General features: G+C 69.7%; 15 protein-coding genes. 8 read left to right on the top strand and 7 right to left on the bottom strand.

The features are described 5' to 3' along the window. A partial coding sequence (locus ACE3T5_RS18465; RefSeq protein ID WP_374669574.1) for a CaiB/BaiF CoA transferase family protein occupies positions 1–1,152 on the bottom strand: 1,152 nt, incomplete at its 3' end. Between the two features lie 232 nt (positions 1,153–1,384). Between ACE3T5_RS18465 and ACE3T5_RS18460 the strand changes: the two genes are divergently transcribed. The 3 genes from ACE3T5_RS18460 to ACE3T5_RS18450 are packed head-to-tail and all read left to right on the top strand — an operon-like array spanning position 1,385 to position 4,399. Next, positions 1,385–2,368, top strand: a complete 984-nt coding sequence (locus ACE3T5_RS18460; RefSeq protein ID WP_374669573.1) for a Bug family tripartite tricarboxylate transporter substrate binding protein — start codon at positions 1,385–1,387, stop codon at positions 2,366–2,368. 32 nt (positions 2,369–2,400) lie between these two features. Continuing rightward, positions 2,401–3,621: a 3-sulfinopropanoyl-CoA desulfinase gene (acdA, locus tag ACE3T5_RS18455; protein WP_374669572.1), complete on the top strand. Its 1,221-nt coding sequence runs from the start codon at positions 2,401–2,403 to the stop codon at positions 3,619–3,621. A 13-nt stretch (positions 3,622–3,634) separates the two neighbouring features. Further along, entirely contained in the window at positions 3,635–4,399 is a 765-nt protein-coding gene (locus tag ACE3T5_RS18450; protein WP_374669571.1) for a TSUP family transporter, read from the top strand. A gap of 22 nt (positions 4,400–4,421) precedes the next feature. Here the strand turns inward: ACE3T5_RS18450 and ACE3T5_RS18445 are convergent, their stop codons facing one another. Then, positions 4,422–5,576: an acyl-CoA dehydrogenase family protein gene (locus ACE3T5_RS18445; RefSeq protein WP_374669570.1), complete on the bottom strand. Its 1,155-nt coding sequence runs from the start codon at positions 5,574–5,576 to the stop codon at positions 4,422–4,424. A 389-nt stretch (positions 5,577–5,965) separates the two neighbouring features. Between ACE3T5_RS18445 and ACE3T5_RS18440 the strand changes: the two genes are divergently transcribed. Both ACE3T5_RS18440 and ACE3T5_RS18435 read left to right on the top strand, forming a co-directional pair. Next, positions 5,966–6,973 (top strand): acryloyl-CoA reductase, encoded by a 1,008-nt coding sequence (locus tag ACE3T5_RS18440; protein ID WP_374669569.1) that lies wholly within the window; start codon positions 5,966–5,968, stop codon positions 6,971–6,973. A gap of 40 nt (positions 6,974–7,013) precedes the next feature. Beyond that, complete coding sequence (locus tag ACE3T5_RS18435) at positions 7,014–7,988, top strand: Bug family tripartite tricarboxylate transporter substrate binding protein (RefSeq protein ID WP_374669568.1); 975 nt, start codon at positions 7,014–7,016, stop codon at positions 7,986–7,988. Between the two features lie 10 nt (positions 7,989–7,998). On the opposite strand, the gene ACE3T5_RS18430 is transcribed toward ACE3T5_RS18435, so the two are convergent. Next, positions 7,999–8,775, bottom strand: a complete 777-nt coding sequence (locus ACE3T5_RS18430) for an IclR family transcriptional regulator (protein ID WP_374669567.1) — start codon at positions 8,773–8,775, stop codon at positions 7,999–8,001. A gap of 81 nt (positions 8,776–8,856) precedes the next feature. Between ACE3T5_RS18430 and ACE3T5_RS18425 the strand changes: the two genes are divergently transcribed. The 3 genes from ACE3T5_RS18425 to ACE3T5_RS18415 are packed head-to-tail and all read left to right on the top strand — an operon-like array spanning position 8,857 to position 11,789. Further along, complete coding sequence (locus tag ACE3T5_RS18425; protein ID WP_374669566.1) at positions 8,857–9,765, top strand: LysR substrate-binding domain-containing protein; 909 nt, start codon at positions 8,857–8,859, stop codon at positions 9,763–9,765. A 9-nt stretch (positions 9,766–9,774) separates the two neighbouring features. Next, entirely contained in the window at positions 9,775–10,767 is a 993-nt protein-coding gene (locus ACE3T5_RS18420) for an NADPH:quinone oxidoreductase family protein (RefSeq protein WP_374669565.1), read from the top strand. A 35-nt stretch (positions 10,768–10,802) separates the two neighbouring features. After that, the gene (locus tag ACE3T5_RS18415; protein WP_374669564.1) at positions 10,803–11,789 is read left to right on the top strand and encodes an oxidoreductase; all 987 of its coding nucleotides are present in this window, start codon (positions 10,803–10,805) and stop codon (positions 11,787–11,789) included. Positions 11,790–11,816: 27 nt separating this feature from the next. Here ACE3T5_RS18415 and ACE3T5_RS18410 read toward each other — a convergent pair whose 3' ends face one another. From ACE3T5_RS18410 to ACE3T5_RS18395, 4 genes are read right to left on the bottom strand one after another with little or no spacing between them, the layout of a single operon-like run. After that, positions 11,817–13,124 (bottom strand): hypothetical protein, encoded by a 1,308-nt coding sequence (locus ACE3T5_RS18410; RefSeq protein WP_374669563.1) that lies wholly within the window; start codon positions 13,122–13,124, stop codon positions 11,817–11,819. After that, entirely contained in the window at positions 13,121–13,801 is a 681-nt protein-coding gene (locus ACE3T5_RS18405; protein ID WP_374669562.1) for an aquaporin, read from the bottom strand. Before ACE3T5_RS18405 ends, ACE3T5_RS18410 begins: the two co-directional genes overlap by 4 nt. 3 nt (positions 13,802–13,804) lie before the next feature. Continuing rightward, positions 13,805–14,305: an arsenate reductase ArsC gene (locus tag ACE3T5_RS18400; RefSeq protein WP_374669561.1), complete on the bottom strand. Its 501-nt coding sequence runs from the start codon at positions 14,303–14,305 to the stop codon at positions 13,805–13,807. Between the two features lie 12 nt (positions 14,306–14,317). Continuing rightward, positions 14,318–14,707, bottom strand: coding sequence for an ArsR/SmtB family transcription factor (locus ACE3T5_RS18395; RefSeq protein ID WP_374669560.1), 390 nt, complete (start codon positions 14,705–14,707; stop codon positions 14,318–14,320). Positions 14,708–14,823: the final 116 nt, after the last annotated feature.

Below are 14,823 nucleotides of genomic sequence, written 5' to 3'. Positions count from 1 at the left end.
TTCCCGCGTGTCCTGGCCCAGGCGGTGGCCGGACCAGCGGATGCGCCCCGGCGTGCCGGACATCTTGGGCACGATGCCGGCGAGCGTGACCTGGCCGAGGTCGTCGTCGGGCGTGGGCACCAGCATGTCGCGCGCCTTGAAGTGCGGGTCGTCGAAGATGTCGGCCACGGTGTAGATCGTGGTGGCGGGCACCTCCGCCGCGTCGAGCTTGGCCTTCAGTTCCGCCACCGTGTGGGCAAGCGTCCACTCGGTGACCAGGGCCTCGATCTCGGCCTCGTTCTGGTTGCGCGCGGCCTGCTGCGCGAACCGGGGGTCGGTGCCCAGCTCGGGCTGGCCCATGGCCGTGGCCAGCCGCCGGAACACGGCGTCGGCCAGCGCGGCGATATGGATGTGGGTGCCGTCCCGGGTGGGAAACAGGGTGTTCGGGGCGCTGTTGGGCAGGCGCGGCCCGGCCCGCATGCCGATCTTGCCCGTCTTCTCGTAGGCAGGCACATGGGCCTCCATGAAGCTGAAGGCGGATTCGAGCAGGCTGACGTCGACGCACTGGCCTTCGCCGGTGCGCTCGCGCGAGAGCACGGCCATCACCGTGCCCATCGCCGCGTAGAGCCCCGTGATGTAATCGGTGAGCGGCATCGCCACGCGTGAGGGCGGGCGGTCGGCATCGCCGATCAGGTGGCGCAGGCCGCTCATGGCCTCGCCGATCACGCCGTAGCCCGGCCGCGCGCTGTACGGCCCGGTCTGGCCGTAGCCGCTCACCCGGGTGAGGATCAGCCCGGGCCGCAGCTGCTTCAGGGCGTCGTAAGACAGGCCCCACTTCTCCAGCGTGCCCGGGCGGAAGTTCTCCACGATGATGTCGAAGCCGGGGATGAGCTGCTTCAGCAGGTTGCGGCCCTTCTCCGTGCGCAGGTTCAGCGAAATGATGCGCTTGTTCCGGCAGATGGAGGCGGCGTAGAGCGACTTGCCGTTGACGGTCTGGCCCAGCTCCCGGATGGTGTCGCCCTCCTGCGCCTCGACCTTGATGACCTCGGCGCCGAAGTCGGCCAGGAGCCGGGCGCAGAAGGGCCCGGCGGCCGTCGACCCGAGCTCGAGGACGCGGTAGCCGACTAGCGGGCCGCTCGGCGGCTGCTGGGGGGAGGGGTTCGAGGCATTCATGCGGCGCGGCTCTGCTGGCAGGGGGATGGCTGGGAATTCTCGTCCCGCTCGGGCGGGATCTGAATCCGCATTCCTGGAACGTGTCATTCGGCTGCTTCGAACGGGCGCCGCCGCGCGGCGCGTTTCGCGCGGGTGAACGCTGCTTTCCGAAATCTTGAATTCCCCGCCGCCGGGCGCCTCCCTAAACTGCGCCGGCGTGCCAGAACGTCCAACCCCATCGCAGGAGACCTGAATGACCTTGTCCATCCATCGCCGCCACCTGATGCTGGGGGCCGCCGCGCTCGCGGTGATGCCGAGCCTGGCCCGGGCGCAGGCCTGGCCGGCCCGGCCGGTGAAGGTGCTGGTCGGCTTTCCGGCGGGTCAGGCCACCGACATCATCGCGAGAACCTTCTCCGACGAGCTCAGCAAGGACCTGAAACAGAGCTTCGTCGTGGAGAACCGCCCCGGCGCCGGCAGCATGCTCTCGGCGCAGCAGCTGAAGGGGGCGCCCGCCGATGGCTACACCCTGATGTGGGGCGGCAGCGGCAACCTCGGCATCGCGCCGTACCTGTACAAGAACCCCGGCTACAACCCGGTCACCGATTTCGACACCATCATGCAGACCGGCGTGGTCCCCATGCTGGTGGTCGTGCGCGCGGAATCGGAATACAAGACCTTCGACGACCTCATGAAGGCCGTCCGTGCCCGGCGCCTCAACTACGGATCCGGCGGCAACGGCGTCACCAACCACATCGCCACCGAGCTGCTGAAGATGATGGCGGGCGTGAACATCGAGCATGTGCCCTACAAGGGCGACGCCCCGGCCATGCAGGACCTGATCGGCGGCCAGTTCGACTTCATGTTCGCCAGCCTGCCGGCCTGCATCGGGCAGATCCGCTCCGGCCGCCTGCGTGCCCTGGCCACCGGCACCTCCGCCCGGCTGCAGTCCATCGAGGGCCTGCGCGACGTGCCGACGGTCGCCGAATTTGTGCCGAACTATGAGTGCGTGGCCTGGACGGCCCTGGTCGGCCCGGCCGGCCTGCCGGAGGACGTGAAGACGCGCCTGGCCGCAGCCGTGCGCCGGCCCATGCAGGATGCCACCATCCGCTCGAAGTTCGAGCAGATGGGCAACATCGTCGATCCGACCATGACGATGGAGCGCAGCCGCGAGTGGATCAAGTCCGAAGGCGAGAAGTTCAGCCGCGTCATCGCGGCGGCCAAGATCGTCGTCTCCTGAGCGCCGGCGCACAGACATCCCGAGGCATCCCCATGTTCAAGCTCTCCCCTGAACAGGTCGCGCTCCAGCAGCGCGCCCGCGAGCTCGCGCAGACGCACTTCGCGCCCCGGGCCGCGGAGATCGACCAGTCGGAGGCGTATCCGTGGGAGAGCGTGGCCCGCCTGCGCGACGCCGGCTTCATGACGATGACGCTGCCCAGGGAGATGGGCGGCATGGGTCTCAGGTACTTCGAGGCGGTGCTCGTGATCGAGGAGATCGCGAAGGCCTGCGCGGCCATGGGCCGCATCACGGTGGATGCGACCATGGGCTGCGTGGGCGCGATCCGCAAGTACGGCACGCCGCAGCAGTTCGGCCTGGCCGCCGACCTGCTGAAGGCCGGTGACAAGCCGGCGCTGTGCATCACCGAGCCCGAGACCGGCAGCGCGGCCACTTCGATGACGACCCGCGCGGACCGTCGCGGCGACCACTACGTGCTCAACGGCGAGAAGTACTGGATCACCGGTGGCGGCGTGTCGAAGCTGCACCTCGTCTTCGCGCGCGTCTTCGACGACGGGGTCGAGCAGGGCATCGGCGGGTTCATCGTCGTGCGCGACGGCTCGAAGCCCGACGGCTTCGAGGTGGGTGAGCGCATCTACGCCATGGGTGTGCGCGCGATTCCCGAGACGCACCTGCACTTCCGCGATCTGGTGGTGCACCGTTCGATGCTGCTGATGCCACCCGAGGGGCTGCGCCGCGGCTTCGCCTCGCTCATGACGGCGTACAACGCGCAGCGCGTGGGCGCTGGCACCGTGGCCCTGGGCATCGCGCAGGGTGCCTTCGAGGAAGCCGTGGCGCGCGTGAAGTCGCGCGAGCAGTTCGGCCGGCCGCTGGCCGAGTTCCAGGGCCTGCAATGGATGCTGGCTGACATGTCGATCCAGATCGAGGCAGCGCGCCTGCTGCTTCACCGCGCCGCGCTCAGCGGCGGCGAGTTCCCCGACATGGACAAGGCGGCGCAGGCCAAGATCTTCACCGCCGAAATGGCGTTCAAGGTGACCAGTGACGCGCTGCAGATGTTTGGCTCTTCCGGCTACGGCCGCAACCTGCCAATGGAGCGGCATGTGCGCGACGCGCGGATGTTCACCATCGCCGGCGGCACCGCCCAGATCCTTCGCACGCAGGTGGCCAGCGCCGTGCTGGGGATGAAGCTGCCGCAGACGCGAACGGGCTACGCCGAGCTGGCGCAGAAGGAGGTGGCGCGAGCGGCAGCTTCCTGAGCGGGCTGCCGCGATGCAGCCCGAGCAGCTCGCTGCTTTCGTCCTCTGCGTCGCCATTGCCAGCGTCCTCCAGAGCCTGACGACCTTCGCCTTCGGGCTGGTGCTGCTGGGCCTGGTGGAGCTGTTCCGGCTGGTGCCTCTTGCCGATGCGACCAACGCCTCGATGGTGCTGGCGCTGGTGAACTCGCTGGCTTTCTTCTGGGGTGACCGCAAACCCCTGCCGTGGCGCCAGGTGCGGCCCGCGATCATCGCCAGCGTCGTGGGGGTGGCCTCCGGGCTCGTGCTTCAGCAGTGGCTGAACGCGGGCTCGTCGCAGTGGATGCGGCTGATGCTTGGCGTGGTGGTGGTCGCGAGCGCGGCGAACCTGGTGTTCGCCGGCAAGGTCCGCGCGCAGCCCTCGCCGCCGGCCGCCTACGCGGGGTACGGCTGGCTCTCCGGCCTGCTCGGCGGCCTGTTCGCCACGTCGGGGCCGCCCATGGTCTATCACATGCTGCGGCAGCCGCTCGATCCCGCCTTCATCCGCCGCTGCCTGGTGCTGGTCTTCATCGTGAACAACGCGTCCCGGCTGGTGATGGTGTCGGCCACCGGCCAGCTGTCGCAGCGGTCCCTGCTGCTCTGCGCGGTGGCTTTGCCGGTGGCCTTCGTTGCCACCCGCGTCGCGGCGCGATGGGGGACGCGGCTGTCCCGCCGGCGCGTGGTCGCCCTCACCGGCATCCTGCTGTGCGCGACCGGTCTCACGCTCGTGGGCACCGCGATCCGGGCCATGGGTGCGGCCTAGCCGGGCCGGCGCGACGCGCGCCTCAGCGGAAAGGATCAATCCCTGTGAGTTCGCGGCCCTGGATCAGGGCCAGGATGCCAGGCGTGCCGTCCGGAATGGTGAGCGAGCGCACGTCGCGGGCGAGTTGTTCCAGGCCCAGCTCGCGGCTCAGGCCCATGGCGCCGTGGATGCGCATGGCCAGGGCGATCGCCTTGTCGCTGGCGTCCACCGCGTAGCGCTTCGCCAGGGCGGACAGGCCGTTCGCGCGCTCCCCGCGGTCGATGGCCGCGAGCGCGTGGTAGCAGGCCAGGCGGGCCGTGACGATCAGTGTTTCCATGTCCGCCAGGTCATTCTGGATCGCCTGGAAGGCGCCGATCGGCTTGCCGAACTGCTTGCGCAGACCCGCATAGTCCCGGGCCATGTCGAGGGCACGCTGCGCCAGGCCCACGGCCATCAGGCCGACGGCGGGGCGGTTGGCCAGCCAGGTGATCGTCAGCAGCCGTGCGGTGTCCGCGCTCTCCGGGCACAGGTTGCGTTCCGGAACGCGGCAGTCTTCGAACAGCACCTCGCCCAGCGGGGCCTGACACAGGCCGTGCATTGCCAGCTCGCGCGTCTCGAAAGGTGTCTCGCTGCGGTCCACCAGGATGCGCCCCATCGTGAAGCCGCCGCTGCCGTCGGGGATGCGGCAGGTGACGTAGATGAGGTCGCACACGGGCGCGTTCGAGATCCACTGCTTGCGGCCCTTCAGGCGCAGGTGGCCCGCGCCGTCGGGCGTGGCGGTGGTCTTGATGCCGCGCGGATCGGAGCCATGGTCGGGCTCGGTGCTGCCGGTGGCGCCCACGATCTCGCCGGCCATCAGGCGCGGCACGAAGCGTTCGCGCTGCTCCGCGCTGCCGCCGAAGTAGATGCGCGTGGTCGTGGCCTCATGCGGCTGCACCATGAGCATGATGCTGGGCGGCAGCTGCTCGACGATCAGCCCGTAGTCCAGCATCTTCAGCCCGGCGCCGCCCCCTTCCTCCGGGATGCGTGCCCCGGTCAGGCCCAGGTCGGCCGCGCGCCGCAGCACGCTCAGCACGGCGTCCTTCGGCAAGCCCCGGGTCTTGTCGTGCGCGTCCAGCAGCGGCTGCACGAATTTCTCGTTGAGCTTGCGGGCGGCGTCGACCATCATCTGCTGGTCTTCGGTGAGGGCGAAATCCAAGTCGGTCTCCTGGCGCGGGATGGTCGGAAGCAGGCGCGAATGCCGGCTGGGTCGATTAGGTCTGCAATGCAGACGGCTGGAACCGGGCATGCGATGCCGAATCGTAGCCAAGCGAATCCGGCTGGGTCAAAGGGTTCGTGCGCGTGAGCCCGTGGCCGATCACGCCATCAGTCTGCAATGCAGACCTTGAGGAAGACGCTCGTGTCGTGCAAGCCCGCATCGCCAAAGGCGGCGCGGTGCCGCGCGGCGATGCCGCGGCGCCAGCGCGTTCCGTGCAGGTGAACGCCGCTTTCCAATCATTCAGATTCCCACCCGGTGGAAGGGGCCGAAGAATTCGTGCACCAGGGCGAAAGCCCGCACCCCCTCCGACCCTCACTCCAAGCCCCTTCATGGAAACGTTCAAGGCCTTCCGCGTCCACACTGTCGACGGCAAGCCGCAATGCCGGTTCGAGCAACTGACCCTGGATGACATCGACCCCGGACCCGTGGTCATCCGGACGGCCTTCTCGGCGATCACCTACAAGGACGCCATGGCCGCGCGCGGCGTCGGCAAGAACGTGCGCACGGACCGCCCCTGCGTGACGGGCGTGGACCTCTCCGGGGTGGTCATCCGCTCGGAGGATGAGCGCTTTCGTGAAGGCGACTCGGTGGTGGTCACCAACTACCAGCTGGGCACCTTCCACGACGGCGCCTATGCCGACTACGCCCGCGTGCCGGCCGAGTGGGTGGTGCCGCTGCCGGACGGTCTCTCGCTGTACGAGGCCATGGGCCTCGGCACCTCGGGCCTGACGGCCGCCCTGGCGGTGGACCGCTTCGAGCGCGCCGGCCTGAAGCCGGGCGACGGGCCGGTGGCCGTGACCGGTGCCAGCGGCGGCGTGGGCAGCCTCGCGGTGGACATGCTCGCCACCCGCGGCTACGAGGTGGTGGCGATCTCCGGCAAGGCGGAACAGACCGACTTCCTGAAGTCGATCGGCGCGTCGCGCGTGCTCTCGCGTGAGGCGTTCATGCAGGACAAGTCGCCGCTGGTGAGTTCCCCGCCGTTCGCAGGCGCCCTCGACAACGTGGGCGGCGCCATGCTCGACCGCCTGGCCGCCAACCTCATGCCGCACGGCAAGGTCGCCGTCGCGGGCATGGTGGGCGTGGAGCTGACCACGACCGTGCTGCCGCTCGTGCTGCGCTCCATCGACATCCTGGGCATCAACGTCTCGCGCCAGCTGAAGATGCCGGAGCGCCGGCGCCTCTGGCAGCGCATGGCCACCGACTTGAAGCCGCGGCACCTGGATCGCATCGCGCGGCCCATCCCTTTCACCGATCTCGACAAGACCATGGACAGCTTCTTCAACGTGTCGTCCGTCGGACGGGTCGTCGTGGAAGTGGGGTCCACCGCTCCGCGCTGAGCCGCGCGCCATCCATCACACAACGCCGAAGGAGACAACGATGAACAGACGATCACTGCTGGTGGCCGCCCTCTGCGCAGGCCTCGCGAGCGTCGCCAGCGCGCAGACCTATCCCAGCCGGCCCATCACGCTCGTGGTGGGCTACACGGCCGGCGGAGGCGTGGACGCATTCGCGCGCAACATCGGCAAGCGGATCTCGGAGAGGCTGAACCAGCCGCTGCTGGTGGAGAACAAGCCCGGCGCCAGCGAGACGCTGGCGGCCGCGCAGGTGGCCAAGGCCAAGGCGGACGGCTACACGCTTCTGTTCTCGACCGAGGCGCCGGTCACGCAGGCGCAGTTCCTCTACAAGTCCCTGCCCTACAACCCGGACACGGAACTGCAGCCGATCAGCGTCCTGGTGCGGGTGCCGGTGGCCCTGGCGATCCACCCGCAGTTCCCGGCCGAGACGTTCGCAGGCTTCATGGAGAACGCCAAGGCGCGCAAGGCGGGCGACGAGGTGAAGTTCGGCTCCGCCGGCATCGGCGGCGTCACGCACCTGCCCGCCGCGATGCTGGCGACCAAGGCCGCCTTCGGCTGGGTGCATGTGCCCTACAAGGGCTCGCCGCCGCTGCTGCAGGATCTGCTCGCCGGCCGCATCGACGCGGGGTTCACCGGCTTCTCGAATGCACTGCCGCATCACGCCGCGGGCAAGTTGCGCATCGTCGGCGTGGGCGCTGGCGCCCGCATCAAGAGCATCCCGAACGTGCCGACCTTCAAGGAGCTCGGCCTGCAGGAGATCGGCGCCGAGTACGTGATGATGCTGTCGGCGCCCGCGGGCACGCCGCGCGAGGTGGTGAACCTGCTGGCGACGACGGCCCGGGCCGTGCTGCAGGAAAAGGAGTTCCAGGAGAAGTCCATGGAGCCGCAGGGCCTGGAGGCCATGGGGCTGAACGTCGCGGAATCCGCCAGCTACCTGGCGGCGGACCGCCCGGCGCAGCGCGAGCGCATCCGGATCTCGGGCGCGAAGCTGGACTGAGGTGAGGCCTTCACGGGGGCATGTGCCCCAGCTGGTGCGAGATGGCATCGGCCGCCTGCCGAACCCGGGCGACGATGCCGCGCACCACGTCCGCACCCATGCGGTAGATCGGAATGGCCACGCCCACCGAGGCGATCACCTGGCCGGTGTGGTCCCAGATGGGTGCCGCCACGCCGCCCATGTCGGGGTGGTTCTCGCCGCGGGCAATGGCGTGGCCGTCGCGGCGCACCTGCTCCAGCAGGCGCCGGATCGCCTGCGGGTCGACGACGGTTTGCGGCGTGCGGCGCTCCAGCGGGCCGCGCAGCACCTGTTCCACCATGTCCGCGCGGTGGGCCAGGATCGACCGGCCGGTGGCCGTGCACCACGAGGGGCTGAGCTGCCCCAGCCGGGTCTGCACGCCGATGGACTTCGGGCTGACCACCTTCGCCACGTACACGATCTCGCCCGAAGGTTCGAGCACGGACAGATGCACCGTCTCCCCCGTCTCGGCGCGCAGCTTGTCCATGACGGGGCGGGCCAGTTCCACCAGGTCGAAGTCGCGCAGGGCGACGGAACCGATGCGCCAGGCCTTGAGCGTCAGCGCGTAGCGGCCGGTCTCTCGCGTGTAGGTCGCGAAGCCCGTGTTGACCAGGGTGGAGGCCATGCGATGCACCGTGCCCTTGGGCCGGCCCGTGGCAACCACCAGTTCCGCCAGCGTCATGGGCGCGTCACCGCGGCTGAGCGCCTCCAGGACTTCCAGCGTGCCGGCCGCGGCGGCGATCACCTGGTTGCGTGTGAACGTCACCATGGTCTGCATTGTAGATCGCAAGCCTTATTGTGCAGTCGATACAATGAGTCGCTTCGGTCTGCTTTGCAGACCATGATCGCCGTGCACTTCGACCTTGCTGATCTGCGCCTGTTCGTCTGCCTCGCGGAGTTCAAGAACCTCACGCGCGGCGCGAGCGCGGCCGCGCTGTCCCCCGCGGCGGCCAGCAGCCGGCTGAAGGCGCTGGAAGGGCAGCTCAATGCCCGCCTGTTCTACCGCGACAGCCGGGGCCTGGTGCTCACCCACGCCGGCGACATGCTTCTGCGCCATGCGCGGGCCATCCTGCGCCAGGTGGAGCACGTGCGCAACGACTTCCTCTCGCTGTCGAGCGACACGCAGGGCCACTTCCGGATCTTCGCGAACACCACCCCGATCACGGAGTTCCTGCCGGCGGCGCTGGGCGTATTCATGAAGGACCGCCCGAACGTCACGGTGGACATCCAGGAGCGCAACACGCGCGAGGTGGTGCGCGGGGTGAGCGACAGCGCCGCGGATGTGGGCGTTCTGTCCGTACCCAGCCCGTTCGACAGCGGGGACCTGCAGAGCCGCATGTTCAGCACGGACCGCCTGGTGCTGGTGGTGCCCACGGGGCATGCGCTCGATGGCCAGGCCACGATTCCCTTCGAGGAGGCCACCAGCCTCCCGCACGTCGGGTTCCGCGACAGCACGCTGCAGAGCTACATCGTCGAACGGGCCAGCGCGCTCAACCGCAAGCTGACGACCCGCGTGCTCATGAGCAGCTACGAAACCATGTGCGGCATGATCGCGGCCGGCGTCGGCGTAGGCGTGCTGCCGGAAAGCTGCGCCAACCGCTACATCCGCGCCGGCATGCCGCTCACGGTGGTGCGACTCAGCGACGCCTGGTCGATCCGCGAGCGGCACATCATCTACCGGGATCTCGACGCGCTGCCCTTGTGCGCGCGGGCGTTCGTCGACACCCTCATCGAGCAGCAGGCCGTTGCCCGCGACTGATCCATCGTCATGAAAGCCATCGTCTGTGACGCGTACGCGCCCGTCGAAGCCCTGCGCTGGGCCGACGTGGACCGGCCCGAGCCGGCTGACGGGGAAGTGCAGGTCGAGGTGCATGCGGCGGGGCTGAACTTCGCCGACACCTTGAAGGTCCAGGGCCGGCACCAGGTCAAGGTGCCGCTGCCGTGGACGCCCGGCGCCGAGGTGGGCGGCGTGGTGTCCGCGCTCGGTGCGGGGGTGAGCGATCTGCAGGTCGGTCAACGCGTGATGGCCGTGCCCGATGATCGCGCCGGCGGCTACGCCGAGTTCGTCGTGCTGCGCGCGGAGCGCGTGCTGCCGGTACCCGAGCCGGTGTCGCTGATGGAGGCTGCCGCGCTGCCCGCGGCCTACGGCACCGTGCTGTACGCGCTGAAGCAGCGCGCGCGGCTGGCGCCGGGTGAGTGCGTGCTGGTCCTGGGTGCCGCGGGCGGCGTGGGGCTGGCGGCGGTGCAGGTCGCCGTGGCGATGGGCGCGCGCGTGATCGCCGGTGCCAGCACGCCGGCGAAGCGGGAACTCGCCGCGCAGCACGGCGCGTCGCACACGATCGACTACACGCAGGCCGACTGGCGCCAGCAGGCCCTGCAGGCGGCGGGGCCGGGCGGCATCCAGGTCGTCTTCGATCCCGTGGGCGGTCATGTCTTCGACGAGGCCGTCCGCGCCATCGGATGGGGCGGCCGGTATCTGGTCGTCGGCTTCGCGCAAGGGCGCATTCCCGAGCTGAAGATGAATCACCCGCTGGTGAAGGGCTACGACGTCATGGGCATCCGCTACGACGTCTGGCGCGATCGCTTCTGGCCCGAGGCGTGCGGCAACCTCGCCCAGCTGCTGGCGTGGTGCGCCGAGGGCCGCACGCGGCCCGTCGTCACGCGCGTGATGCCGATGTCCCGCGCGGTCGATGCGCTCACGGCGATTGCGAGCCGGCAGGTCGTGGGCAAGGTCGTGCTGTCGACGCGGTCCGAGCCCTGAGCCTACGGGATCCATCAACCCTTCACACGCTCACCATGAAGGCCTACCTGATTCACAAGGACGCCAGCGGCAAGTCGTTCGGCGCCTGGGGCACCCTGGCGCGGGAGGAGCTGGACGCGGGCGAACTCACGCTGCGCGTCCTGTACTCCAGCGTGAACTACAAGGACGCGCTGGCGGCCACCGGCACCGGCAAGATCATCCGCCGCTTCCCCTGCGTGGGCGGCATCGACATGGTGGGCGAGGTGATCGACAGCGCCGACGAGCGTTTCCGTGCGGGCGAGATCGTGATCGCCACCAGCTTCGATATCGGTGTGTCACATCACGGCGGCTATGCGCAGGAGGCGCGCGTGCCCGCGGCCTGGGCCGTGCGCCTGCCGGACGGGCTGTCACCCTTCGAGGCCATGGCGCTGGGCACCGCGGGCTTCACGGCCGGCCTGGCCATCCTGCGCATGGAAGACAACGGTCTGGCGCCGGCCAACGGCCCGGTGGTGGTCTCGGGCGCGACCGGCGGCGTCGGCAGCCTGGCCACGAGCATGCTCGCGAGCCTGGGCTATGAAGTCGTCGCGTTCACCCGCAAGGCGGAGGAAGAGGCGTACCTGCGCTCGCTCGGCGCCAGCCGCATCCTGCCGGCTTCGCAGGTCGACCTGGACAGGGTGCGGCCCATGGAGGCCGCGCAGTGGGCCGGCGCGGTGGACAACGTGGGCGGTCGCGTGCTGCACTGGATGCTGGCGACGATGAAGCAGGCCGGCACCGTGGCCAGCATCGGCAATGCCGGCAGCGTGGAGCTGCACGCCACCGTGTTCCCCTTCATCCTGCGCGGCGTGAGCCTCCTGGGCGTGGACTCGGGCTACATGGGTTTCCCGACCCGTCAGCGCGTCTGGGATCGCCTGGCGACCGATCTCAAGCCGTCCACGCTGCACAGCATGACGAGAACCGTCGCCTTCGACGACCTCGCACCCGTGTTCGACGATTTCGTGGCCGGCCGCATCAAGGGCCGGACGGTGGTGCGGATCGGGGGGTGACGGCCGAGGGATCTGCTGTCTCTTCCCCTACACCGGCCCCTCATACACCGGCGCGAACCCACCCCCCGGCGTGCGGAAGTTCGTCGTCTGGCCCTGATACACGCGCGCCGCCGTCCACTGCACGAGGCCGTGATACACGTAGGCGCGCAGGTCGAACTTCAAGGGCTTGTCGCCGCCTGCGCCCACGGCGCGCTCACCTGGCGTCACCAGCTCCTGCGCCACGTAGCCGCCGCGTGTGATCTCCTGCCAGACCCGCTGGGTGATCTTGTCGCCGCGATAGGCCGCGCGGCTGCCATAGCCGGCGAAGGGCTTGAAGAACAGGTGCTTGCGCTCGGCCCACAGCGCATCCGCTTGTGAGGCCTCCACCTCCACCGTGCGCGGGATGCCGGCCAGCAGATCGCGCTGCGTGGCCTCGAGCACGCCCAGTGCCGTGAGCTGCTGCGCATCGCTCAGGATCGTCAGGTTGCGCTTGTCCGCGAACAGGGCGTGGGCCTGCGGATGCGGCGTGAGCACCACCTGGTCGGCCAGATAGGCCTCGCGGATCGCGGCGGAGGCTGGGGCGTCGAGGTAGAAATCCGTCAGCCGGTTGTAGACCAGGTCGATGCGGGTCTCGCCCAGGTACAGGCCATCGCCGCGATGCGTCAGCTCACCTGGATCAGCGATGAAGGCCTGCAGGCCGTCGCGCTCGAACAGGCGCTGGAACAGCAGGAACTCCGGGTACAGGTACTGCTCGCGCGGGGATTCGTCCACGATGGCGATGGTGCGCAGCGCGCGATCGCGCTGGCTCCTTCGCCACTCGGCGTGGAACATGTCCACCATCGCACGCTCGAAAGCCTCGGCGCCCGCCACCGTGGGCCCCAGCCGCTCCACCGGCAGGCAGCAGGCCCGGTGCGCGCGGCCGAGCACCGCGTTCAGCATCGCGCCGCCTGCATTGGTGTTCACCTCGATCAGGCCGAACGCGTCTTCCGCCACATGGAAGTCGTAGCCGAAGAACGCGCCGCGTGCGCCGGGCGTGTGGCGGGCGATCGCGGGCGCGCGGGCCAGCACCTGTTCGCGGTAGGCGGGCAGGGCGGTCACGGCCTCGATGGCCTTGATCACGCGCGCGATACGGTCCATGTGCGCGTGCGACACGAACACCGGGCGCGCGGAGAAGAGATACGGGCAGCGCTCGCGCACCAGATCGACGATGTCACGGGAACCGAACTCGTCTTGCAGGGCCCGCGCGAGCGCGTCGTCGTCCAGGCTCACGCAGAAGCAGCCGGCGTTCAGGGCCTCGATGGAGACGGCCTCGCCGCGCAGGGCGGCCAGGGCTTCAGGAATTGGCACCGTCGTCATGAGGGGGCATTCTGCAGCCGGACCGCGAGCCAGGCGCCGGCGGCCCCACCTACGAGTTGCGCCACCACGAAGGCCGCGGCGCTGGCTGGCGCGATGCCGGCGAAGGTGTCGCTGGCCATCCGCCCCATCACGGCCGCGGGGTTGGCGAACGAGGTGCTGGCGGTGAACCAGTAGGCCGCGCCGATGTAGGCCGCGACCAGCGCGCTGGCCTTGCCGGCGGGCGCGCGCAGGATGGTGAAGAGCAGGCCGCCCGCCGCCACCGCCTCGGCCAGCCATTGCCCGGGCCCGGTGCGCAGCTTGGTGCTGACCTGCCCGACCGGCAAATCGAACATCGCGTTGGCGAGCCACGCGCCGACGACCGCGCCGGTGAGCTGCGCGACGATGAACGCCATGGCCAGCGGCCAGGGCGATGCACCCATCTCGCCGCGCCAGGCCATGACCAGCGTGACCACCGGGTTGAAGTGTGCGCCGCTCACAGGGCCCAGCGTCTCGATCAGCACATAGAGCGCGAACACCGTGGCCAGGGTGTTGGCGAGCAGGGCCACGCCCGTGTTTCCCGCGCTCAGGCGCTCGGCCATGATGCCGGAGCCGATGACGGCGCACAGCAACATGGCGGTGCCGATGAACTCCGCGGCCAGCGGGCGGGCCCGGCTCGCAGCGATGCGCTCGCGCGTCACGGGCTAGGCCTGAAGGGCCAGCTCACGTGCGGTCTGCTGCAGCGCCAGGGCCTGCAGGCGGTCCTGCGGGAGGTTCACCAGGATGTCCAGCCGGCGCTTGATGGCATGCAGCGTGGCACGGAAGGCCCGGTGGCGCGCCTCCTCGTCGCCCTGCACCTCGGAGGGATCGGCATAGCCCCAATGCGCCGTGGCCGGATGCCCCGGCCAGATCGGGCACATCTCCCCAGCGGCGTTGTCGCAGACGGTGATGATCAGGTCCATGCGCGGTGCGTCGGGCTGCGCGAACACATCCCAGCTCTTGCTGCTGAGGCCCTCGGTGGCGATGCCTGCCTCCTTCAGCACGCGCAATGCCATCGGGTTGGGTTGCTGGTTCTCGCGCGGGCTGCTGCCGGCGGAGAAGCCGCGGAAGCGCCCCTTGCCGACGGCATTGAGCACCGCCTCGGCCAGGATGCTGCGGGCCGAGTTGTGGGTACAGAGAAAGAGGACGTTGAGGGGTTTCGACATGGGAGGGGCCTTTCAGCGGCGCGGCGTCGCGACGCGGGTGCGGTGGGTGGATGAAGCCGCCGGGCGTGCCGCGGCAGGGCGCGCCGGCTTGCAGGGCGCGGCGCTGACGCCGCAGCTTTCGCCCTGGCAGCAGTTCTCGGTGAGGAAGCCGAGCAGGTCGTTCATCTGCGTGAAGTCGGCGCGGTAGATGAGGTGGCGGCTGGCCCGCTCCTGCGTGGCGAGGCCGGCGTGCAGCAGCTCCTTGAGGTGGAACGAGAGCGTGGCCGCCGGTACCGCGAGCCGCTCGGCCAGCACGCCGGGCGTGAGGCCCGCGGCGCCGGCCGTGACGAGCTCACGGAACACGCGCAGCCGCATGGGCTGGGCCAGGGCGGCGAGCTTGGCGACGGCGTCGATCTCTTGCATAATTCCATCATAGTGGAAACATTAAATGAAAGTCAATCGACTTCGGCGGATCTGCCGCCCACCCCGGTTGAGGCTTGTCAATGCCGGTGGCGCCCTGAAGTGCGAGCATGAAGGTA

The organism is Ramlibacter sp., assembly GCF_041916345.1.
In the GTDB taxonomy this organism is placed as follows: Bacteria; Pseudomonadota; Gammaproteobacteria; order Burkholderiales; family Burkholderiaceae_C; genus Ramlibacter.
Note: the sequence above shows the minus strand (reverse complement) of the source record. Positions and strands in the feature narration are given on the sequence as shown.